Origin of the sequence: Alkalisalibacterium limincola (assembly GCF_008017755.1) — a bacterium.
Taxonomy (GTDB): Bacteria; Pseudomonadota; Gammaproteobacteria; order Xanthomonadales; family Xanthomonadaceae; genus Alkalisalibacterium; species Alkalisalibacterium limincola.
In genome coordinates this window covers 71,738-93,635 of sequence record NZ_VRTS01000002.1, presented here as the reverse complement: position 1 = coordinate 93,635, position 21,898 = coordinate 71,738, and the positions used below count along the sequence as shown (strand labels likewise).

The 21,898-nt window shown below is 71.1% G+C and carries 18 protein-coding genes and 4 pseudogenes; 11 read left to right on the top strand and 11 right to left on the bottom strand.

Features of this window, described 5'->3' with window-relative positions:
• The first annotated feature begins 28 nt into the window (after window positions 1–28).
• From FU658_RS03420 to FU658_RS14660, 3 genes are read left to right on the top strand one after another with little or no spacing between them, the layout of a single operon-like run.
• Window positions 29–1,642 carry a peptide ABC transporter substrate-binding protein gene (locus FU658_RS03420; protein ID WP_187265886.1) on the top strand — a complete coding sequence of 538 codons (1,614 nt, stop codon included), beginning with the start codon at window positions 29–31 and terminating at the stop codon, window positions 1,640–1,642.
• Window positions 1,639–2,085, top strand: a complete 447-nt coding sequence (locus FU658_RS14665) for an ABC transporter permease family protein (RefSeq protein WP_222708349.1) — start codon at window positions 1,639–1,641, stop codon at window positions 2,083–2,085. Before FU658_RS03420 ends, FU658_RS14665 begins: the two co-directional genes overlap by 4 nt.
• The gene (locus tag FU658_RS14660; protein ID WP_222708348.1) at window positions 2,055–2,567 is read left to right on the top strand and encodes an ABC transporter permease subunit; all 513 of its coding nucleotides are present in this window, start codon (window positions 2,055–2,057) and stop codon (window positions 2,565–2,567) included. Before FU658_RS14665 ends, FU658_RS14660 begins: the two co-directional genes overlap by 31 nt.
• Here the strand turns inward: FU658_RS14660 and yihA are convergent.
• Window positions 2,564–3,175, bottom strand: a complete 612-nt coding sequence (gene yihA / locus FU658_RS03410; protein ID WP_147890813.1) for a ribosome biogenesis GTP-binding protein YihA/YsxC — start codon at window positions 3,173–3,175, stop codon at window positions 2,564–2,566. The genes FU658_RS14660 and yihA overlap by 4 nt on opposite strands.
• A gap of 195 nt (window positions 3,176–3,370) precedes the next feature.
• Here yihA and FU658_RS03405 point away from each other — a divergent pair, with 195 nt between their 5' ends.
• The 3 genes from FU658_RS03405 to FU658_RS03395 all read left to right on the top strand — a co-directional run bounded on the left by FU658_RS03405 (window position 3,371) and on the right by FU658_RS03395 (window position 5,778).
• Window positions 3,371–4,117, top strand: coding sequence for a c-type cytochrome (locus FU658_RS03405; protein ID WP_147890812.1), 747 nt, complete (start codon window positions 3,371–3,373; stop codon window positions 4,115–4,117).
• Between the two features lie 101 nt (window positions 4,118–4,218).
• On the top strand, window positions 4,219–4,860 hold the full coding sequence (locus FU658_RS03400; RefSeq protein ID WP_187265885.1) for a thiol:disulfide interchange protein DsbA/DsbL: 642 nt from the start codon (window positions 4,219–4,221) through the stop codon (window positions 4,858–4,860).
• Window positions 4,861–5,013: 153 nt separating this feature from the next.
• Window positions 5,014–5,778 (top strand): endonuclease/exonuclease/phosphatase family protein, encoded by a 765-nt coding sequence (locus FU658_RS03395; RefSeq protein WP_147890810.1) that lies wholly within the window; start codon window positions 5,014–5,016, stop codon window positions 5,776–5,778.
• A 54-nt stretch (window positions 5,779–5,832) separates the two neighbouring features.
• Here the strand turns inward: FU658_RS03395 and FU658_RS14290 are convergent.
• A pseudogene (locus tag FU658_RS14290) lies at window positions 5,833–8,695 on the bottom strand (TonB-dependent receptor plug domain-containing protein).
• 131 nt (window positions 8,696–8,826) lie between these two features.
• Window positions 8,827–9,618: a sulfite exporter TauE/SafE family protein gene (locus tag FU658_RS03380; protein WP_147890808.1), complete on the bottom strand. Its 792-nt coding sequence runs from the start codon at window positions 9,616–9,618 to the stop codon at window positions 8,827–8,829.
• 51 nt (window positions 9,619–9,669) lie between these two features.
• Here FU658_RS03380 and FU658_RS03375 point away from each other — a divergent pair, with 51 nt between their 5' ends.
• Window positions 9,670–11,649 (top strand): transglycosylase SLT domain-containing protein, encoded by a 1,980-nt coding sequence (locus FU658_RS03375; protein ID WP_255505388.1) that lies wholly within the window; start codon window positions 9,670–9,672, stop codon window positions 11,647–11,649.
• A pseudogene (locus FU658_RS03370) lies at window positions 11,646–12,586 on the top strand (complex I NDUFA9 subunit family protein). Before FU658_RS03375 ends, FU658_RS03370 begins: the two are co-directional and overlap by 4 nt.
• Here FU658_RS03370 and FU658_RS03365 read toward each other — a convergent pair.
• A pseudogene (locus tag FU658_RS03365) lies at window positions 12,583–13,086 on the bottom strand (YkgJ family cysteine cluster protein); the annotation flags it as partial. The pseudogenes FU658_RS03370 and FU658_RS03365 overlap by 4 nt on opposite strands.
• A 287-nt stretch (window positions 13,087–13,373) precedes the next feature.
• On the opposite strand from FU658_RS03365, the pseudogene FU658_RS03360 reads away from it, so the two are divergent.
• Window positions 13,374–14,638 (top strand): annotated as a pseudogene (locus tag FU658_RS03360) (multifunctional CCA addition/repair protein).
• Here FU658_RS03360 and FU658_RS03355 read toward each other — a convergent pair.
• Entirely contained in the window at window positions 14,635–14,907 is a 273-nt protein-coding gene (locus FU658_RS03355; protein WP_147890805.1) for a VanZ family protein, read from the bottom strand. The pseudogene FU658_RS03360 and the gene FU658_RS03355 overlap by 4 nt on opposite strands.
• A 127-nt stretch (window positions 14,908–15,034) precedes the next feature.
• A complete protein-coding gene (locus tag FU658_RS03350; RefSeq protein WP_147891073.1) occupies window positions 15,035–16,150 on the bottom strand; it encodes a class I SAM-dependent methyltransferase in 1,116 nt (371 codons plus the stop codon).
• Between the two features lie 164 nt (window positions 16,151–16,314).
• Between FU658_RS03350 and FU658_RS03345 the strand changes: the two genes are divergently transcribed.
• Window positions 16,315–16,962 (top strand): hypothetical protein, encoded by a 648-nt coding sequence (locus FU658_RS03345; protein WP_255505387.1) that lies wholly within the window; start codon window positions 16,315–16,317, stop codon window positions 16,960–16,962.
• 52 nt (window positions 16,963–17,014) lie between these two features.
• On the opposite strand, the gene FU658_RS03340 is transcribed toward FU658_RS03345, so the two are convergent.
• Both FU658_RS03340 and FU658_RS03335 read right to left on the bottom strand, forming a co-directional pair.
• Window positions 17,015–17,863 carry a DUF6159 family protein gene (locus FU658_RS03340; RefSeq protein WP_147890804.1) on the bottom strand — a complete coding sequence of 283 codons (849 nt, stop codon included), beginning with the start codon at window positions 17,861–17,863 and terminating at the stop codon, window positions 17,015–17,017.
• 90 nt (window positions 17,864–17,953) lie between these two features.
• Window positions 17,954–19,222: a mechanosensitive ion channel family protein gene (locus FU658_RS03335; protein WP_147890803.1), complete on the bottom strand. Its 1,269-nt coding sequence runs from the start codon at window positions 19,220–19,222 to the stop codon at window positions 17,954–17,956.
• A gap of 104 nt (window positions 19,223–19,326) precedes the next feature.
• On the opposite strand from FU658_RS03335, the gene FU658_RS03330 reads away from it, so the two are divergent.
• Complete coding sequence (locus FU658_RS03330; RefSeq protein WP_147890802.1) at window positions 19,327–20,064, top strand: pteridine reductase; 738 nt, start codon at window positions 19,327–19,329, stop codon at window positions 20,062–20,064.
• 16 nt (window positions 20,065–20,080) lie between these two features.
• Here FU658_RS03330 and FU658_RS03325 read toward each other — a convergent pair whose 3' ends face one another.
• Genes FU658_RS03325 through tsaD form a run of 3 tightly spaced genes read right to left on the bottom strand, consistent with a single transcriptional unit; the run spans window position 20,081 to window position 21,890 of the window.
• Window positions 20,081–20,503, bottom strand: a complete 423-nt coding sequence (locus tag FU658_RS03325) for a 2-amino-4-hydroxy-6-hydroxymethyldihydropteridine diphosphokinase (protein ID WP_147890801.1) — start codon at window positions 20,501–20,503, stop codon at window positions 20,081–20,083.
• Window positions 20,500–20,865, bottom strand: a complete 366-nt coding sequence (folB, locus tag FU658_RS03320) for a dihydroneopterin aldolase (protein ID WP_147890800.1) — start codon at window positions 20,863–20,865, stop codon at window positions 20,500–20,502. Before folB ends, FU658_RS03325 begins: the two co-directional genes overlap by 4 nt.
• Entirely contained in the window at window positions 20,865–21,890 is a 1,026-nt protein-coding gene (gene tsaD / locus FU658_RS03315) for a tRNA (adenosine(37)-N6)-threonylcarbamoyltransferase complex transferase subunit TsaD (RefSeq protein ID WP_147890799.1), read from the bottom strand. The genes folB and tsaD overlap by 1 nt, the downstream gene beginning before the upstream one ends.
• Window positions 21,891–21,898: the final 8 nt, after the last annotated feature.

The following is a 21,898-nucleotide window of genomic DNA, read 5'->3' as shown; positions in this document are numbered from 1 at the left end:
GCACCGTCGCCTCGGCTATCCTGCACCGATGCGCCTGCCCTCCGGCCTCGTTCCCGCCTGCCCCCTTCCCGCCTGCATGGTCCTGGCCTGCCTGCTCCTGGCCCCGGCCCTCCCGGCCGCCGCGTCGGATGCGACGCTGCATCGCGGCAATGGCCCCGAGCCCTCCACGCTCGACGCGCACCGCTGCCCTGAGATCGCCTGCGCCAACATCCTGCGCGACCTTTACGAGGGCCTGGTGGCGGACGGACCCGACGGCCAGCCGCTCCCGGGCCTGGCGCGGGAATGGGGGGTGTCGCCCGACGGACTGCGCTGGACCTTCCATCTGCGCGAAGGCTTGCGCTGGAGCAATGGCGAGCCGCTCGACGCGCACCAGGTGGTGGCCAGCTTCCGTCGCGCCTTCGAACCCGCCACCGCGGCCCCGCACGCCGCGCTGTTCGACCCGCTGCGCAACGCCTCCAGGGTGCAGGCCGGCGAGCTGCCGCCGGAGGCACTCGGCGTCAGCGCAGCGGATTCGCGCACGGTCGTCTTCGAGCTCACCCGCAGCGCCCCGCTGCCGTCCCTGCTGAGCCTGCCGGTGGCCTTCGTGGTCCACCTGCCCGGCATCGCGGCCCATGGCAGCCAGCACACGCGGCCGGGACGGCTGGTTTCCAACGGCGCCTACCGGCTGTCCGCCTGGACCCCGCAGTCGCACGTGGAGCTGGAGCGGAATCCATATTTCCGCGAGGCCGCACCGATCCCGCGGGTACGCTTCCACGCCACCGAGGACGCCGGCAGCGAACTGCAGCGCTACCTCGCCGGCGACCTGCACATCACCGAGACCGTTCCGCCGCAACCGATCGAGGGCCTGCGCGAGCGCTTCGGCGAACAGCTGCGCATCACGCCCTACCTGGGCAGCTTCTGGCTCGGGCTCAACCTGACCCGCCCCCCGTTCCAGGACAACCCCGCACTGCGCGAGGCGCTGTCGCTCGCGATCGACCGCGACATCCTCACCCGGCACGTGACCGCGCTGGGCGAAGTGCCGGCCTACGCGCTGGTGCCGCCCGGGATCGCCGGCTACGACGGGCCCAGCCTGCCCTGGGCGGACCTGACCCAGGACCAGCGCGAATCGCTGGCCAGGCAGCGCTTCGCCGAGGCCGGCCATGGCGGGGACCGGCCACTGGTCATCGAGCTGCGTTACAACACCTCCACGCCACACCGGCGCATGGCGCTGGCGGTGGCGGCGATGTGGCGCGAGGTGCTGGGCGTGCGCACCCGGCTGCGCAACGAGGAATGGCGCGTGTACGTGCAAAATCGCCGCCAGCGGGCCATCACCCAAGCCTTCCGCGGCGGCTGGATCGCCGACCTGGACGATCCGCGGAACTTCCTGACGCTGTTCGCCGGGGATACGGCCCTGAACTGGTCGGGCCACCTCGACCCCGGCTATGACGCGCTGATCGCTGCGGCCGACAAGGCGCCCAACGCCTCGGTGCGGGCCACCCACCTGGCGGCGGCCGAAGCGCGCCTGCTCGATGCCCACGCGGTGATCCCGCTGTACTTCTACACCTCCAAGCACCTGGTGCGACCCGAAGTGCAGGGTTGGCAGGACAATGCGCTCGACCGCCATCCCAGCCGCTTCCTGCGGCTCGTGGAAGGCGGGGAATGAGGCGCCTGGCCGGGCGCCTGGCCGAGGCGCTGGTGACGCTGTGGCTGCTGGCCACGCTGTGCTTCTTCCTGCTGCGCGCCGCGCGCGGCGGGCCGTTCGACACCGAGAAGGCGGTGCCTCCGGAAGTCGAGGCGGCACTGGCCGCGCAGTACCGGCTGGACCTGCCGCTGTGGCAGCAGTACCTGGGCTGGCTGTCGGACGTGCTGCGCGGCGACCTCGGCCCCTCCTTCCAGTACCCGGACTACACCGTGAACCAGCTCATCGCCCAGGGCCTGCCGGTGTCGCTGCTCAACGGGGGACTGGCATTGCTGCTGGCGCTGGCGGTCGGCATCCCGCTGGGCCTGTGGGCGGCGCGGCGCGCCGGCAGCGTGCTCGACCGCGGCCTGATGTTCGGCGCCGGCCTCGGCCTGGCGTGCCCAAGTTCGTCGTCGCCCCGCTGCTGATCCTCGTCTTCGCCGTCAGCCTGCAATGGCTGCCTGCCGGCGGCTGGGACGGCAGCTGGCGCAGCGTGGTGCTGCCGGTCATCGCGTTGGCCCTGCCGAACCTGGCCTACTGCGCGCGGCTCATGCGCGCCAGCGTGCTGGAAACCGCTTCGGCGGACTACCTGCGCGCGGCTCGGGCCCGAGGACTGCCGCGGTGGCGCATCACCAGCCACCACCTGCTGCGCCCGGCCCTGCTCCCGGTGGTGGCCTGGCTGTCACCGGCGATGATCAGCATCGTCACCGGATCGGCGATCGTCGAGCAGGTGTTCGGCATCCCCGGCATCGGCCGCTTCTTCGTGCAGGGGGCGCTCAACCGCGACTACACGCTGGTGCTGGGCACGGTGCTGGTGGTCGGCGCGGCGATCGTGCTGATCAACGCGCTGGTCGACGTGCTGCGTGGCTGGATGGACCCACGCCTGCGCGACCAGGCGCTGGCGAACTAGGCCTCGGCCTCGCGGTTCATCTCCAGCCAGTCCAGCACCACCTCGCGCGCCTGCTCCACGCCTTCCTTGTTCAGGCCGGAGAACAACTGCACGGTGACGCCCTCGGGCAGCTCGCGCTGGATCTTGAGCAGCGTCTGCTTGGCCGCGCCGCGGCTGAGCTTGTCGGATTTGGTCAGCAGGCAGTGCGCCGGCAATCCGCGCTCGACCGCGTAGGCCAGCATCTGCTGGTCGAACTCGCGCAGCGGGTGGCGCACGTCCATCACCACGACCAGCCCCACCAGCGCCTGGCGATGGCGGAAGAAATCGTTGACGAAGCCCAGCCAGTGCGACTTGAGCTCGCCGGGCACCTTGGCGTAGCCGTAGCCGGGCAGGTCGACCAGATACTTGCCCGGCGCATGCTCGAAGTCGAAATACACCAGCTGCTGGGTGCGGCCCGGGGTCTTGGAGGTGCGCGCGAGCTTGGTGTGGCCGACCAGCGAGTTCAGGGCGGTGGACTTGCCGGCGTTGGAGCGGCCGGCGAACGCGACCTCGCGGCCGCCGTCCCCGGGCAGCTGATGGGACAGGTGGGCGGCCAGCAGGTAGCGCGCGCCATTGAGCAGATTCTTCATTCAAACCTCCGGAATCAGGGCAGGATGCCCGTTCGCTCGCCGCAGGGCCAGCACGGCCACGCGAGGGCCGGGATCGACGTCAATTGACCGTCGCGGCGCCCGGCTGGGATAATCCCGAAGTTTCCGCGACCCCGCGCCGGGCCCGCCCCGTCGCCAGGCTGCGCCCTGATTTCGTTTCCCGTTCGGAGCTGAGCAATGACCTTCACTCGCATCCTTGGCCTGGCCGGCCTGCTGATCGCGGTCCCCGCGTTCGCCCAGTCCGGGGCCGAGTCGGCTGCCACCGTCACGCCGATCGAGGAAGAGACGCCGGCCCAGGTCGCTCCGCTGGCCGCCGCCGACGAGACGTCCAATCCCGGCGACATCGCCGCCGGCCAGCAGAAGTCCGCCGTTTGCGTGGCCTGCCACGGCATCGACGGCAACTCCTCGGACCCGCAGTACCCGAAGCTGGCCGGCCAGCACGAGCGCTACACCGCCCGCCAACTGGCGCTGTACCGCAGCGGCGATCGCAGCGATCCGATCATGATGGGCTTCGCCGCCGGCCTGAGCGCGCAGGACATGCGCGACCTGGGTGCCTACTTCGCCAGCCAGACAGGCAGCCCGGGCGTGGCCGACGAGTCCCCGATCACCAGCGGCCCCAACCAGGGCCGGCAGTTCTTCGAGGTCGGTCGCGACCTGTACCGGGGTGGCGACGCCGAGCGCGGCATCCCGGCCTGCCTGGCCTGCCACGGCCCGGCAGGCACCGGCAATCCCGGCCCGTCCTACCCGAAGGTGGCCGGCCAGCATTCCCAGTACACCGCCCAGATCCTGCGCGCCTACCGCGATGGCAAGGTGTTGCCGGGCGAGAACCTCGGCGACGTGATGGCCGCGATCGCACGCGACCTCACCGACGAGGAGATCGACAGCCTCTCCAGCTACATCGAAGGCCTGCACAGCGCCCGCTGAGCGATGGGTTGAACCCGACGCGGTGCCGGCGGTCCAAGCCGGCACCCACCCGCCAGGCCCTGCCGTGGCGGGGACCGCCACCACAGATGGAGACGTGCACGATGATGTTGCGAACCCTGGTTTTCCTTGCCGCCCTCTTTCCGCTGGCCGCCTGCGCCCAGAGCACGCAGGACGCCCGCCAGGGCGTCGAGTACCACGTCATCGAGAACGGCCAGCCGCTGGACCCGAAGCCGGGCCGCGTCGAGGTGGTCGAGGTGTTCTCCTACGCCTGTGGCTTCTGCGCCCAGCTTGAGCCGGTCATCACCGCCTGGTCGAAGAACGTCGCCGACGATGTCGACGTGGTCCACCTGCCGGCCACCTTCGGCGGAGCCATCGACAACTTCGCGCGCGGCTATTTCGCCGCCTCCTCGCTGGGCATCGCCGAGGAGTCGCACCGCCCGATGTTCCAGGCCTTCCACTCCGAGAACCGCATGCGCCAGGCCGACCCGGACGAGATCGCCGAGTTCTACGCCGGCTTCAGCGACGAGGCCGATGCCGATCGCGTGTCGCAGATGATGAAGAGCTTCTCGATGAACGCGCGCCTGAACCGGGCCCGCCAGTTCTCGGTGCGCTCGGGCATCGACGGCACGCCGCAGATCGTGGTGAACGGCAAGTACCGCGTCGTGGCCACCCGCGAGGGCGGTTTCGAGGGCATGCTGCGCACCGTCGACCAGCTCATCGAGCGCGAGCGCGCCGGCAACTGATCCCGCCACGCCGCGTGCTTCACGAAGGGCCGCCCATGCGGCCCTTCGTCGTTTTCATGCCCTGGTGGGGGTAGTGCGGCTACAGTGTCCTCAGCCCATGGCCCAGGTGGGCCCGGCCGGACGACACCCCGAAGCAGCGGACGCCACGCCCCCATGACGGAACGCCGTCTCACCGTACTGAGCTGCAATATCCAGGCAGGATCCAGCACCAGCCGGTATCGCGACTACGTCACCCGCGGGTGGTCGCACGTGCTGCCGGTCGGCAAGCACGGCAGCCTCGAGCAGATCGCCGAACTCGCCCAGCCCTTCGACATCGTCGGGCTGCAGGAGTCCGATGCCGGCAGCCTGCGCTCGGGTTTCCTGAACCAGACCCACTTCCTCGCCGAGCGCGGCGACTTCCCGTACTGGACCCACCAGCCCAACCGCAGCGTCGGCGGCATCGCGTCGAGCGCCAACGGGCTGCTCAGCCGCATCGCGCCGACCGACGTGGTGGACTACCCGTTGCCCGGCCGCATCAAGGGGCGTGGCGTGCTGCTGACCCGCTTTGGCAGCGGCAACGAGGCGCTCGCGGTCGCAGTGGCGCACCTGTCGCTGGGGGTGAAGTCACGGCAGTCGCAGCTGGCCTTCATCGCCGAGCTGCTGGCGGACTTCCCGCATGCGGTGCTGATGGGTGACTTCAACACGACCGCCGACGCCCCGGAGATGCAGGCCCTGTACCGCCATACCAGCCTGGCCCCTCCCAGCTGCGCCTACCCGACGTTCCCGAGCTGGAAGCCCGAGCGCGCGATCGACCACATCCTCACCAGCCGCGACATCGGCTGCACCGGCCACCGGGCGATCCCGGCGGCGCGATCGGACCACCTCGCGCTGGCGGTCGAGCTCAGCGTTCCGGCACGCGCCTTCGGCGAAGCCGGCTGACGCACGGTGCCGGCTCCATTGGGCCGGCACCGTCGGATCACCGCTGGCGACGGATCAGAACTCGATCTCGGCGCGCAGGTACCAAAAGCGCCCACCCGGGATGTCGTACAGCGAGGCGTCGTAGCCGTTGAGCGTGCACGACACGCAGATCGGCGGCTCCTTCTCGAACACGTTGTTCACGCCAAGGCTGAAGCGCGAGCCGCCCAGCCAGTCGGTCCTGACCCCGAAGCGCGCATCGTGGTACGTCACCGAACCCAGCCGGTTGATGCCGGCCGCCTGGTCGCGGCAGACCTCGAAGGCCACGATCGGACCGCACTCCTCCCACAACGAACTGACGTGGCGGACGCTCCAGGAACCGAACAGGTTCGCGTGCGCCCAGTCCAGGGCCAGGTTCGAACTCCACTTCGGGATGCCGCTGTTGTTGACCTCGCGGCCCACCGCCTGCGGCTGGCGGGCGCCGTCGGCGCCCACGGCGAAGTAGCTGTCGACCAGCGAGGTGCGCCAGCTCAGCAGGTACTGGCCAGAAGCCATCGTCGGCAGCGTCCAGAAGACGTCGAAGTCCCAGCCGCGCGTGTCGATGCGACCGAGGTTGGTGAGGAAGTTGCTGAACTCCGAGATCGCACCGGTGTTGTTGCGGCTGATGCCACCGCAGTAGGTCGGGTCCAGCGTGGCCACGCACAGGTCCAGCTGGGTCTGCGCGTCCAGCGCCTGGATCGCTCCGGTGACGCGGTGCTTGTACCAGGTGACCTCGACGTCGAAGCGCTCCGACCAGCCGGTGCCACGACCAAAGGCCGGGCTCCAGACCAGCCCGGCACTGACGCTTTCGGCCAGTTCCGGGGCCAGGTTGATGTTGCCGCCGGTCAGCACCGAGATCTGCGGGTTGGGCTGGGTGTAGCCACCCGGCACGCCGAGCGTGGCGCAGTTGGCTTCAAGCCCCGGCGCGATCGGGCTGGAGCACGGGTCGTTGAGTACCGCGTCGAAACCGCTGGCGGCGCCGAACAGCTCACCGATGGTCGGGGCCCGGAAGCCCTCCGCCCAGGTGCCGCGCAGCAGGAAACCGTCGTTGACCTGCCAGCGCAGGCCGCCTTGGCGGTGGTTTCCGAACCGGAGGTGGAGTAGTCGGAGTAGCGCCCGGCGAGGCTCAGGTCCAGGCGTTCCACGAACGACAGCCCTGCCAGCAGCGGGATGCTGAACTCGCCGTAGAACTCGTTGACGTCGTACTCGCCGCTGGTGGGCAGCGACGGCACGCCGTTGTACTCGCCGCGAAGCGTCAGGCCATCCGGCGTGTAGCTGCCGGTGTACTTGCGGTATTCGTAGCCGGTCGCGAACGCCGCCATGCCGGCCGGCAGCTCGAACAGATCGCCGCTGAGGTTCGCCGAGAACAGGGTCAGCCGGTTTTCGCTGCGGTCCTGGATGACCGGCTGGATGAAGGCCAGCACCTCCGGCGTCAACGCCCCCGGGCCGATCAGGCTGGCCGGCACGCAGCCGGGCTCGGCGGCGCAGGCGGCCGGGTCGCCCAGCGCCAGGGACAGGCGGCGGGCGTTGTAGCTGCCGTAGTTGGTCTGCACGGCACGGTTGGTGCTGTGGGCCAGGTTGATGTCCCAGAACATCGCGCCCTGGCCTGCAGCGAAACTGCCCTCCAGGCCGGTGCCGACGTAGAACGTGTCGACGTCCTGCTCGAAGCGGCGCGGACCACCTTCCAGCGGCCGGTAGCCGATCAGCCCCATGTTGTCGTTGGGGTCGAGGTCGAAGCCGAACGGGTTGTTCGGGTTGTTGGCCGAGAACACCGCGTTGTCCGCCCAGAAGTTCGTGGGTGCCAGCGAGCCGAGGAAGAACGGCTCGGCAGCGGCCTGGTTGGCCGACTTGCGGTTGTTGTAGAGCGAGCGCAGGTACCAGGTCGTGGTGTCGGTGAGGTCGAAACGCATTTGCCCGAACACCGACTTGCGCGTGTTGGGCGTGAGCAGCAGGTTGTATTCTGCGAAATTGAACGGGGTGGCATCGGCGTAGCAGATGAAGCCGTCGGTGCGGTCGCAGCCGGTCTGGGTGCGGTCGAAGCTGGGATTGGCCACGCCCGGCCGCGGCGTGATGTCGAATCTGGTGCCGGTATCGGGGTCGGTGAAGATGAAGCGACCCGCCGGAATGGCCGAACTGCCGCGGGCCAGGCCGGTGCCGGGCACCGGCAGGCTGGACTGCTCGCGGTCGCGCGAGAAGATCTCGCGCTGCTCGTGGTAGCTGGCGCCGAAGAAGAAGCTGTGGCGCTCGCCGCGGGTGCCGAAGCTCAGGTCGACACTGCCGGTCTCGCCGTCGCCCTCGCTGTACTGGCCGTACTGCACGGACACGCTGGCCCCGTCGTAGTCGCGGCGGGTGATGATGTTCACCACGCCGGCGATCGCATCGGAACCGTAGATCGACGAGGCGCCGTCCTCCAGCACCTCGATGCGGTCGATGATGCCGACCGGGATCGTGTTGAGGTCGACCACGCCGCCGACGCCCGAAGCAGAGCTTTCGTTGACCCAGCGCACGCCGTCCACCAGCACCAGGACGCGCTTGGGACCAAGGTGGCGCAGGTCGACCGTGGTCGCACCGGCGCGACGCCACCGCCATCGGGCGGGAAGCCGAAGTTGCCCGACGAGTTGAAGCGGGTGTTGAGCGCGGAGCCCGAAGCCGTCAGCTGCTGCAGGATGTCGCCGATCGAACCCAGCCCCGAGCGCTCGATGTCGGCGCGGGTGATGGTCTGGATGGGCGTGTGGCCTTCGAGCTCGGCCTTCTTGATGCGGCTGCCGGTCACCTCGACGCGGTCGAGTTCCAGCGGATCCACGGGCTCCTGCTGGGCCAGGGCCGCCATCGGTGCGACGGAAGCGAGCAACAACGCGTTGCGAACGGCGCGGCACAGGCCGCGACGGGTGGGCTGGTTCATGGCGATATCCCCATATCCTTAGGAAAGTTCGGTGCGGCGACGTCCCCTGTCGAATCGCCAAGGCCGAATGTAAGGAAAACGTCACGAACCCGCAATGCGCCGGTCCACGGGCCCGTGGTCGGGCCAGGCACTCAGGCCAGCAGCAGGCTCGCGCCGACCAGCACCAGGAACGCGGCGAAGACGTACCTCAGGCTGCGCCCGCTGATCGCATGCGCCAGCCGCGTTCCCAGGGGCGCCACCAGCACCGAGGCCAGCGCGATGCCCACGGCCGCGGGCAGGTACACATACCCGATCGACCCCGGTGGCATGCCCGGGCTGCCGCCCAGGCTGGCGTATCCGATCGCGCTGGCCATGGCGATCGCAACGCCGCAGGCGCTCGACGTCCCCACCGCCCGGACCGGCGACACGCCCAGCCACACCAGCAGCGGCACCGTCATGCTGCCGCCGCCGATGCCGACCACCGCCGACACCGCGCCGATGCCAACCCCGGCACCGGCCATAGGCATGCCACGCGGGTCGCCGTGCGCCTCGCTGCGTTGCCGGGGCTGGCCGAACACCAGCTGGGCGGCGGCCAGCAGGCAGTAGCCGGCGACCAGGTAACGCAGAAGCCCACCCGGCAGCGCGACGGCGACGATGCTGCCCAGGAAACCTCCCGCCAGCAGGCCGGGCACGAGCCAGCGCACGCTGGTCCAGCGCACGCTGCCTCGGCGATGGTGGGCCCGGGCGGAGGACAGGCCGGTCACGATGATGCTGGCCAGGGAGGTCGCCAGCGCGACGTGCATCGCGGACTCCACCGGCACGCCCTGCAGCGGCAGCAGCCAGGCCAGGGCGGCCACAAGGACCAGGCCACCCCCCACGCCGAGCAGGCCGGCAAGCAGGCCGGCCACCGCCCCCAGCAGCGGATACAGCAGCCAGGCGCTCACGCCCCCCGCTCCGTGGACGGAGCCGTCGGAACCTTCGGATACAATCGACGCATGCGAAAACTCGTCCTCCTGCTGTGTTCCCTCCCCCTCTCGCTGGCCATGGGCCCGTCGAGCGCCCAGTCCGCCAGCGACCTCGAAGGGCGCCGCGGTGATGTCTCGCGCACGATGGACCAGGCCGAACGCGGGCCGGTGTCGTCCTTCGAGCAGTCGCTGCGCATGCTCGGCGACCACCCGCTGCGCCCCTGGATGGAGTATGCCCGCCTTCGCCGCTCGCTTGGCAGCGAGTCCAACGCGGCGATCGAGGCCTACCTGGGCCGCTGGGGCGACATCGCCCCCAGCCGGATGTTGCGCGACGCCTGGCTGCGCCAGCTCGCCGGGCGTGGCGACTGGGGCCGTTTCTCCACCTGGTACAGCGACAGCAGCGACTCGACGCTGCGTTGCGGGGACCTGCGCGCGCGCCAGGCCCGGGGCGCCACCGACGCGGCATGGCTCGACGACGCCCAGCAACTGTGGCTGAGCCCCCGCTCGCTGCCGGACCTGTGCGACCCCGTGTTCGCCGTGCTGCAGGACCGCGGACGGATCACCCCGGAGTTGCGCTGGCAGCGCATCGAACTGGCGGCAGAGGCCGGCGAGCATGCCCTGGCACGCTTCGTTTCCCGCGGGCTGCCCGCCGACCAGGCCGCGCTGGCCACCGATTACCTGGCCTTCGTCGAGGCGCCGCACGACCGGGCGGCCAACTGGCCTGCCACCGACCGCAGCCGCAAGTTCGCCACGCTGGGCCTGGTGCGACTGGCACGCAACGATCCCGACGAGGCCGAGCGCCGCCTGGCCCGGTTGCAGCGGGCATTGGGCAAGACCGAAGCCGATGCCGGCCCGGTCCAGGCGCAGGTGGCCCTGTGGACGGTGGCCTCCTACAACGAGGGCGCCCGCGAGCGCCTGGCGGCGGTGCCGGACTCGGCCTACGACGACCGGCTGCACGAATGGCGCGTGCGCGAGGCCCTGGCACGCCGTGACGACGCGGCCGCGCTCGAGGCGATCGCCCGGATGCCCCCTGCCCAGCGCGAGGACTCCCGCTGGCGCTATTTCGAGGCCCGGCTGCGCGAGCGCCTCGGCCAGACCGCCGAGGCCCGCCAGCTCTATGCCGACGCCGCGCGCCACGCGACCTTCCACGGATTCCTGGCTGCCGACCGCATCGAAGCGCCCTATGCGCTGTGTCCGCTGGAGGTGCAACGCGACCTCGCCCTGAGGCGCAACGTCGCGTCGAACCCGGCGCTGGTTCGTGCCCTGGAACTGTTCCGCATGGATCGTCCCGGTTGGGCGGCGCGCGAATGGAACGATGCCCTGGCCGGCATGAACGACGTCGAGCGGCTCGAGGCGGTACGGCTGGCCCGCGCGATCGGCTGGCATGACCGGGTCTTCTCGCTGGCGCAGGGCAATCCCGAGGAGCTGCGCTACTACCGGCTGCGCTTCCCGCTGAGCTACCCGAACACGATTCGCGAGCAGGCCAGCCTGCACGACCTGGACCCGGCACTGGTGGCCGCGGTGACGCGGGCGGAAAGCGCCTGGATGCCCGGCGCGCGTTCGCCGGCCGATGCCCGCGGACTCATGCAGGTGCTGCCCGCCACCGCCGCCGGCGTGGCGCGCCGCATCGGCATGGGCTTCGATGGCCCCGACGCGCTGTACCGCCCGGTCACCAACCTGCGCCTGGGCACGGCCTACATGCGCGAGATGCTCGACCGCCACGGCGGCCGTCCCTACTTCGCCATGGCCGCCTACAACGCCGGCCCGGCGCCGGTGGCACGCTGGCGCAGCCAGCGGCCGGATTTCGATCCCGATTTCTGGATCGAGACCATCAACTTCCGCGAGACCCGTGAATACGTGGCCCGGGTCATGGCCTTCAGCGTGATATACGACTGGCGGCTTGGACAGGATGCGGTTCCGGTCACCGACCGACTGCTGGGACGCAGCGTATCGACCAGCAACCGGCGCGCGTTCCAGTGCCCGGACGCGGCGACGGAGGCAGCACCATGAAGATCGTCATCCTCGGCGGCACCGGATTCGTCGGCCGCCACCTGGTGGCACGCCTCGCGGCGCTTGGCCACGACGTGGCGGTGCTCAGCCGCAACCCCGACACGCACCGCTGCGGCTGCTGCCGCCGGGCGTCGCGCTGCACCGCTGCGACGTCCATGACGGTGGGCCACTGGCGCAGCGCCTGGCGGGAGCCGATGTCGCGGTCAACCTGGTGGGCATCCTCAACGAACGCGGCGATTCAGGGCGCGGCTTCGAACGCGCGCATGTCGGGCTGACCCGAACCCTGGTGGACGCCTGCCACCAGGCCGGCGTGAAGCGGCTGCTGCAGATGAGCTCGCTCAATGCCGGGCGCGGCAGGAGCCACTACCTGCGCACTCGTGGCGAGGCCGAGGCGGTGGTGAAGGACAGCGGACTGGCGTGGACGATCTTCCAGCCCAGCGTGATCTTCGGGCCGGGCGACGGCCTGTTCTGCCGCTTCGCCACGCTGCTGCGCCTGGCACCGGTGCTGCCGATCGGACGCGCCCACGCGAAGTTCGCCCCGGTCTGGGTCGGCGACGTGGTCGAGGCCTTCGTGCGCGCGCTGGACACCAAGCGCAGCCACGGCAAGGTCTACGAACTTTACGGGCCCGACGTTTTCACGATGAAGCAGATCGTGGAGATGACCGCACGCACCCTCGGCCTGCGGCGCGCGGTCATCGCGCTGCCCGAGCCCCTGGGCCGTCTCCAGGCCGAGGTCGGGGAATGGTTGCCGGGCAAGCCGATCAGCCGCGACAACTTCCGCTCGCTCAAGCTCGACTCGGTCGGCGGCATCGATGGCCTGCATCGCCTCGGCATCACGCCCACGCCGGTGGCCGCGAAGCTGGCGACCATCCTGGGCGCCAGCGGCGACCGGCAAAAGCCGCTGGACCGTTACCGCCGGGGCGACACGGGCCGCTAGAGCCTGAGCGCCCGCTGGAACGCACGGGCGCCGCCGTCGAAGCGCCCGCGCGCCCCGGGATCGGCCAGGGCCTCGGCCAGCGCAGTGACCAGTTCGTATTGCGCGGCATCGAAGCCGGCGCCGGCCTGGGCATCGATGAAACCGCGCTGCAGTCCCTCGTTGACCCGCGCCACCGCAGCGTCCTGCGGGTGCCCGAGGCTCATGTCCCCGGGGCGGGCGAAGGAACGCTCGCAGGCCGACAGGTCGAGCGAGTGGTAGGCGCGGCAGTTCAGCGGGCGGCCCGCATAGCCCGCGCAGCGGCCCTCCTCGAGCACCGGACAGGGAATGTTGCTGACCAGCAGGGAGTCGGCAGGCAGCGCATGAAGCGTCGCCGCCGTACCTTCGATGCGCTCCCGCATCGCCTGCCACTGCGCCGCGGAGAGTTTCTTCACCAGGTAGTCGAGCAGGCCGAACACTTCCGCCGGGGTCGCCGCCACCCGCAGGTGGCAGCACATCGCGCAACCCTCGGCGCAGGCCGCGCATGCGGCCGCGGTGGCAGCCGCCCCAGCTCGTCGTCGAGCAGCCGCAGCGCCAGGCGCCTTGCCCGGTCCGGACCCCGCCCACGGGCCTCCGCCAGCGTTTTCTCCTGCGTGCGATGGGCCACCTGCGCACGCAGCGCGCCAGGCTGTCGTTGGGCGGGTTCATGCGGTCTCCGTCGTGGGCGACCCGGGCGGGCTTACCCTGCCTGCCCGGGTCGGCTAGCCTAGCCCGACCCCGCACCCGTTGTCCGCCGGAACACCGCCGAACCGTGAACGAATCCACGCCAGACAACGCCGTCTCGCCGCGCACCTACCTGGTGGGTGGCGCGGTGCGCGACCGCCTGCTCGGCCGCCCGGCCGGCGACCGCGACTGGGTGGTGGTCGGGGCGACGCAGGAATACATGCGCGAGCGTGGATTCCGGGCGGTCGGAAGTGATTTCCCGGTATTCCTGCACCCGCAGACCGGCGAGGAATACGCGCTGGCCCGGACCGAGCGCAAGTCGGGCCGTGGCTATCGCGGTTTCGTCGTCGATGCCGACCCCTCGGTGACGCTGGAGGACGACCTGGGCCGGCGCGACCTGACCATCAACGCGATCGCCGAGGACGCGCAGGGCCGGCTGGTCGATCCCTTCGACGGGGTCGCCGACATCGAGGGCCGCTGGCTGCGCCATGTCGGCCCGGCCTTCGTCGAGGATCCGGTGCGCCTGCTGCGCGTGGCGCGCTTCGCCGCACGCTTCGCACCGCTGGGCTTCCGTGTCGCGCCGGAGACGATGGCGCTGATGCAGGCCATGGTGCGCGACGGCGAAGTAGACCACCTGGTGGCGGAGCGGGTCTGGCAGGAGATGCGCCGGGCCCTGGGCGAGGCGCAACCTTCCGCGTTCATCGCGGTGCTGCGGGAAAGCGGTGCACTGGCGCGCCTGTTGCCGGAAGTCGACGCCCTGTTCGGGGTGCCGGAGAAGCGCGAGCACCACCCCGAGGGCGACAGCGGCGTGCACCTGGGCCTGGTGCTCGACCAGGCCGCGCGGCTGGCACCGGGCGACGACCAGGTCGCCTTCGCCGCGCTGCTGCATGACCTCGGCAAGGCGCTGACCCCCGACCGGGCATTGCCGGCACACCATGGCCACGAGCATGCGGGCGTCCCCCTGGTCGAGGCGGTGTGCGAGCGCTACAAGGTGCCGGCCGAGTACCGCGCGCTGGCCGTGGTCGCCTGCCGCGAGCACCTCAACGTGCACCGGCTCGGCGAGCTGCGCCCGGCCACGTTGCACGACCTGATCGAGCGCTGCGACGGCTTCCGCAAGCCGGCACGGATCGAGCGGCTGGCCCGGGTGTGCGAGGCCGACGCGCGCGGTCGCCTGGGCCGCGCGGACGCGCCCTACCCGCAGGTGGCGCTGCTGCGCGAGTGCCTCGTGCCGCGCAGGCGGTGCGCGCCCGCGACGTCGTTGCCGACGGGGTGAGCGGCCCGGAAGTCGGCGCCCGCCTGCGCGAAGCAAGGATCGGCGCGATTCGCGGCGTCCTCGCGCCGCGCCGGAGCTAGCCGCGCATCCGGCCCCGGCGAAGCGCCCGGTGCTCGAACCACACCAGGCCGCGCGCCAGCGGCGTGGCCGCCAGCCCCAGTCCCAGCACGACCCCCAGCGTGTTCGCCAGCACGTCGCCCCACTCGAACATCCGCGTGGTGGTCAGCGTGTGCTGGGCCACCTCAAGCAGCAGCCCGTAGGCGGCCAGCGCGACGGCCACGCCCAGCAGCGCCCGTGGCGAGGCGAACAGCTGCACGGCCGCGGCCATCAGCACGAAGTACATCGCCACGTGGACCAGCTTGTCGCTGACCCGCGGTGCTCGGGTAGGGCCGAGGGCGGCAGCAGCGAGCCGACGGCCACGACCACCAACGCCAGCACCCACAGGGCCAGCCACGCCCGTGCATGGACCAGCGGCCTCACAGGCGCCGGCTCAGGTCGCCCTGGGCGAAGGCGGCGGTGAAATCCACCCCGCGCTCGAAACCCATCACCTGGAAGCGTTCGCCCATCTCGCCCGGCAGGGTCAGCCGCTTGGCCTCAAGGCTGAAGCGGTGGCGCTCGGCCTCCGGCAAACCCTGGCGGGCTTCCAGCCGCTCCACCAGGCCGTTGTTCATCAGGAACGCGGCCTGCGCGCAATAGCCCGACAGGTCGAAGCCGGCGCGGGTGCCGGCCTCGGCCAGTGCGGTGAAGTCGACGAAGGCGGTGAGGTCCTGCAGGCCGGGCCGGAAGAACGGGTCGGCGTGGGCACGGTGCCGGTAGTGGCACACCAGGGTGCCGTCGCGGCGTTCGGGCAGGTAGTACTCGCCCCGTGGATAGCCATAGTCGACGAACAGCATCGCGCCGGCATCGATCAGCCCGCCGACGGCCTGAATCCAGTAGGGCAACTGCGGCAGCAGCTCCGAGCGGTAGCCCTCGTCGAAACGGCGTCCGAGGTCGGCCTCGGCGTGCCGCACCGCCGCCGACAGCAGCGCGTCGGCCGGGCGCTCCAGCACGTGGAACGCACCGTCGCCGTCGACGCCGACGTGCTCCTCCATCACCTCGCCGGCACGGATCACGAAGCGCGGCGTCGGCAGCGCATCGAGCACTTCGTTGGCGAACAAGACCCCGCGCCAGGCGGTCTGTGGCGGGCCGTCGAGCCACTCCACGCGGGCGAACACCGACGCCGGGAGCGCGTCCGCCAGCAGGCCGCGCTGGCGTTCGCGGAGGTCGGCGCTGGGCTCCAGGATCCGGTAGCGCGCCGGAAGCGCGTCCAGCGCCGCAAGGTGCTCCAGCACGTCGCGCGCGAACACGCCGCTGCCACCGCCCAGCTCCACGAGATCGGCGGACGCTCCCAGCGCGGAAAGCACCGGGGCGGTGGCCTGGGCGATGCATTCGGCGAACAGCGGGCCCAGCTCGGGCGCGGTGATGAAATCGCCGGCAGCGCCGAACTTGGTGGCGCCGGCGCTGTAATAGCCCAGGCCGGGCGCATACAGCGCCAGCTCCATGAAGCGGGAGAACGGGACCGAGCCGCTGGCGCGCACTTCGGCGGCGATCATGTGGGCCAGGCGGGCGCTGTGCGCCTCGGCGGCGGGTTCTGGATCAGGGTGCACGCATCGGCTCCGGGCGGTTGACTCGACAGGATAGCCGCTGCGGCCGAATGCATCAGGCCCCGCGGCGGGCCTTGACCGGCGATTCAGCCGCACGGGGCTAGCCTGTGCCCATGAACAAGAGCAATGCCTCACCTGATGTTTTGGGCCCGGTCGGCGTACCGGCCTCCCGCAGCCAGCGCCTGGAGCACCTGCCCGACACCCTCGGGCGCGCCATCCTCGACGTGGTCGGCGATGTGCCGTCCAGCCGCCAGGTCACGGGTGGCGACCGCGAGGCCCATGCCCAGGCGATCATCGACGCCGCGTCGCGCCGCGCCGGCCTGGTCGCCGGTTCGCTGGCGCTGCCGCCGGGTCCGCTGGGCTGGATGACGGTGCTGCCGGAGATGGTCGCGATCTGGAAGATCCAGACCCAGATGGTGGCCGACGTGTCCGCGATCCACGGCCAGCATTGGCGCCTGGGCAAGGAGCAGATGCTGTTTTGCCTGTTCCGCCACACCGGCGCCCAGGTGTTCCGCGACTTCGCCGTACGCGCCGGCCAGCGCTGGCTGGTCCAGGCCGCCACGCAGATGGCGATGCGCGACGCCGCGCGGCGCATCGGCATGAACCTCAGCACGCGGGCCATCGGCCGTGGCGTCGCCCGCTGGGTGCCCATCGTCGGCGCCGTCGGCGTCGGCACCTACGCCTGGTACGACACCCGCCAGGTTGGCCAGACCGCGCTGACACTGTTCTCGCAGGCCGATCCCCCGCTGCAGCCGGCCTGAGCACCGCACCACGGCACGGCCCACGCAGCGCCGGGCCGTGGGAATGGACGAACTACACCTTGCGCTGGAACGCCTCGGCCAGCATCGCGCCGTCGAAGCCCTGCGGCGCCTCCCCGTCGACCGCATAGCGGTACAGGGCGGCGGAATAGATGCCCGCCAGCGCCGCCTGCACCAGGCCCAGCAGGATCGCCAGGACCACCGTGGTCGACGCCAGCAGGATCCCGCCGCCGGTGGCCCCGCTGCCGAGCAGCATGACGCTCAGCGCGCCACCGCCAGCAAGCACCAGGACGATCAGCAGGCCGAAGGCCAGGCCGATGCCGGCATTGCCGATCAGGTTCTCGCCCCAGCTGCGCCGCAGCAGCGTGGCGCTGCGCTTGACCGCATCGACCGGGCCCACCCGCTGCGCCACCAGCACCGGCACCACCAGGAACGTGGCCACCGTCCAGGCCACGCCCACGAGGCCCACCACGAGGCGTCCGATGAAGCCGGCGCGCTGTTCGAGCGCGCGCAGGATGATGCCCACCGTGGCGGCGATGACGGCATAGCCGAAGATCGGCCCGATGCGATCGAGCGCGATCGCCAGGCCGGCACGGAGCGTAGGTTCACCGCCGTCGAGCCGGATCATGGCCGCCCCCACCAGGGCCACGTTGAAGAACACCATGACGAAGTAGTGGGCGACGTAGAACGCGAACAGCCACAGGTAGAACGCCGCGGAGGTTTCGAAGTCGTCCTCGACCCCGCCCAGCACATCCAGCCCGAACATCGGCAACACGAACGTGGCCGTCACGACCAGGGCGGCGATGCCGGCCACGAGTGGAAACACCAGCAGGTGCCGGTCGGACTTGAGCACCGCCGCGCTTGCGCGCACCAGCTCCCAGCTGCGTGAAAAGCGCTCGAACATGATCCTGCCCCCCCGGGTCGCGAATCCGGGAATTCTGCGCGAGCCCGGCGCCACGCGCCAGCCCGTCAGCCCCGCCGGATGCCCGCCCGACTAGGGCGCTTGCGACTGCGCCCCGCCCGGGGTCGGGTCCAGCATGGCGCGCATGTCGTGGCCGCTGGGCTCCTGGAACACCCGCAGGCCGAACTCCGGCAGGATCGCGTAGAGGTGGTCGAAGATGTCGCCCTGGATGGACTCGTACTCGGCCCACGCGGTCGTGGCGGTGAAACAGTAGACCTGCAGCGGCAGTCCGGTCGGCCCGGGCTGCAACTGCCGCACCATCTGGATCATCTCGCCGTGGACGCGCGGATGCGCGCGCAGGTAGGCGCCCACGTAGGCGCGGAACGTGCCCAGGTTGGTGACGCGGCGCGTGTTCACGGGATCGCGGCCCTGGGCCAGCAGCACCTTGTTGTGCTCCTCGAGCTCGCGGCGCTTGCGCTCCAGGTAGTCGTCGATCAGCGCGAAGCGCTTGAGCGCCGTGCGCTCGTGGTCCTCCAGGAAGCGCACCGACGTCTGGTCCAGGTGCAGCGAGCGCATGATCCGGCGCCCGCCGGAATCGCTCATGCCACGCCAGTTCTTGAACGGTTCGTTGATAAGCCGCCAGGTCGGGATCGTGGTTATCGTGCGGTCCCAGTTCTGCACCTTCACCGTGTGCAGGGCGATGTCGATGACGTCGCCATCCGCGTTGAGCGCCGGCATCTCCAGCCAGTCGCCCACGCGCAGCATGTCGTTGGAGGACAGCTGCACGGCGGCCACGAAGGACAGGATGGTGTCCTTGAACACCAGCATCAGCACCGCCGTCATCGCACCCAGGCCGGAGAGCAGGAGCAGCGGCGAGCGCTCGATCAGCACCGCCACCACGAGGATGCCCGCGACGATGAACGCGATGATCTTGAACAGTTGCAGGTAGCCCTTGATCGGCTTGCTGCGCGCGCGGTCCGGGTTCTGCTGCTCGTAGATGTCGCCGATCGCGTTGAGCAGGTTGCCCAGCGACAGGGCCACGGTCAGGATCATGTAGCCGTTGGCGACGTTGCGCACCACGCTGACCACGCCCTCGGGCAGGCCCGGCACGTAGGGGATGCCGTAGAACACCACCAGGGCGGGCACCACGTGGGCCAGGCGCGATATCACCCCGCGGCCCAGCAGCGCATCGTCGTACTTGTTCGGCGTGGCCTGCACGGCCTTGCGGATCAGCCGCAGCAGCACGCGCTTGGTCACCAGGTCGGCCAGCACCGCCAGCAGCACCAGGGCCGACAGGTGGACCGTGGTTTCCAGCCAGGGGGTGGCGGCGAGCGGCGCGAGCCAGGTGTCGATGCGTTCCATAGCGCGGCAGTCTAGCGCCCGCGCCCCGGCCAGCCCACCCCGGGCAGATGCGGCGCGTGCGCCATTCCGCGATGATGCAGGGGTCCAGCCGACCAGGAACCCCGATGCCCGAGTCCCGTCCCGTCGTCCTCGTCACCGGTGCCGCGCGCCGCGTCGGCGCGGCGATCGCCCGGCGCCTGCACGCGGAGTGCGACCTCGCCCTGCACTACCGCAACTCCGGCGACGCGATGCAGGAACTGGCCGACGAACTGCTGGCCCGCCGTGGCGGCAGCGTGCTGACGCTGCGCGCGGAGCTGGCCGACACGGCGGCGCTGCCGGCGCTGGTCGAGCACGTGGCCGGCCACTTCGGCCGGCTCGACGGCCTGGTCAACAACGCCTCGGCCTTCTACCCCACCCCGCTGGGCGAGACCAGCGAAGCCCAGTTCGACGAGCTGTTCGCATCCAACGCCAAGGCCCCGTTCTTCCTCGCCCAGGCGGCGGCACCGCATCTGCGCGCCGCACGCGGAGCGATCGTCAGCCTGCTCGACATCTATGCCGAACGACCGCTGCCCGACCACCCGGTCTATTCGATGGCCAAGGCCGCCCACCGCATGCTGGTGCTGGCGCTGGCACAGGCGCTGGGGCCGGAGGTTCGCGTGAATGGCGTGGCGCCGGGCACGGTGCTGTGGTCGGAGAAGCCGTTCAAGGCCGAAACGGAGGAAGCCATCGCCACGCGCACCGCGCTCAAGCGCGTCGGCAGCCCCGAAGCGGTGGCCGAGGCGGTGCGGTTCCTGCTGCTGGAGGCCGACTACAGCACCGGGACGGTCCTGCCCGTCGACGGAGGCCGCCTGCTCGCGACCTGAGGCAGATGGAGCGGCGTCAGCGCGCCCCGGGCGGGCGCGGGACACCCGGCACGACGATCCCGGCCCGGGCCAGCAACTGCGGCACCGGCGCGCGGATGAACTCGTCCTTCTCGAGCGCGCGGGCATCGGGTTGCCAGCCGTGGCCCTCGTCGAGCGCCAGCGGGTCGATGTCGATCGCCACCACCCCGCTGTCGTCGCGCACGCGTCCCAGCGCCGTTTCCACGCGCTTGAGCGCCTGGCGCAGCGCCGCGGCCGGCAGGTCGCTGTCCAGCCGGACCAGTGCGTTGTGGTAATGCCCACCCCCGTGCCGGGCCGGGGTCAGCAGCACCGGCGTCAGGCGGGCCACCTTGCCCAGGGCCTCCAGCGCGGTCATTGCCTGGTGAAGGCACCGGTCATCGGACAGGTTCGACCCCAGCACCAGCAGCCAGCGCCGGCTCATGCGCCCGCGAAGTCCCGCTCGATGCGCACCCCGACGTGGGCGCAACCCAGCGCCGCGGCGGCCTCGGGCTTGTCGATGCTCAGCACCAGGCTGCGCACCTCGAAGCGCCGGTTGAGCAGCACGGCCATTTCCTCGGCCAGCGTTTCCAGCAGCAGGTGGCGCCCGGCACCGGCCAGGTCGCGCAGGGCCTGGCTGATCTCGGCGTAGTCGAGCGTGTCGGAGAGATCGTCGCTGGCGGCGGGAATGCGGTTGTCGAACGCCAGCTCGAGGTCGAGCGACAACGGCTGGCGGGCCTCGCGCTCACGCTCGTACACGCCGATCAACGCCTCCACCCGCAGGCCCCGGATGAACACGCGGTCCATCAGATCGCCTCCAGCGTGGCCATGTCCCAGCGCGGCTGCACGCGCACCTCGTCGGGCTCCGACAGGCCGGCCTGCAGGCGCAGTGCGCCGGCGAACGCGATCATCGCGCCGTTGTCGGTGCAGAACTCCGGGCGCGGGAAGTACACCCGGGCCCCGATCCGGGCACCCCGCTCGACCAGTTCCGAACGCAGGCGCCGGTTCGCGCCGACGCCGCCGGCGACGATCAGGCGCCGGTGGCCGCTTTGCTGCAGCGCGCGCTCGCACTTGATCACCAGCGTGTCGACCACCGCCTCCTCGAAGGCCCGGGCGATGTCGGCGCGGGTCTGGTCGGTCTGGTCGGACTTTTGCCAGGCCAAGAGCACCTGGGTCTTGAGTCCCGAGAAGCTGAAGTCCAGGCCGGGCCGGTCGGTCATCGGCCGCGAGAACCTGAACGCGCCTGCACGCCCTTCCCCGGCCAGCTTCGCCAGCACCGGCCCGCCGGGATACGGCAGGCCCATCAGCTTCGCGGTCTTGTCGAAGGCCTCGCCGGCGGCATCGTCCAGCGTCTCGCCCAGCAGCCGGTAGTCGCCGATCGCATCGACCGCCACCAGCTGGGTGTGGCCGCCCGACACCAGCAACGCGACGAAGGGCGGCTCCAGCGGCGGTTCGCTGCCGGTGTCCTCCAGCAGGGGGGCCAGCAGATGGCCCTCCATGTGGTGCACGCCGATGGCCGGCACCTGCAGCGCCCAGGCCAGCGCGCGGGCCACGCCGGCCCCGACCAGCAGGGCACCGACCAGCCCGGGGCCGGCGGTGTAGGCCACCCCGTCGAGGTCGCCGACCCCCAGCCCGGACTCGGCCAGGATCCCGCGGACGAGCGGCAGCAACCTGCGCACATGGTCGCGGCTGGCCAGCTCGGGCACGACCCCGCCGTACTCGGCATGCAGCTTCACCTGGCTGTACAGCGCGTGCGCGAGCAGGCCGCGCCGGGTGTCGTAGAGCGCCACTCCGGTTTCGTCGCAGGAGGTTTCGATGCCTAGTACGATCATCACAGTGC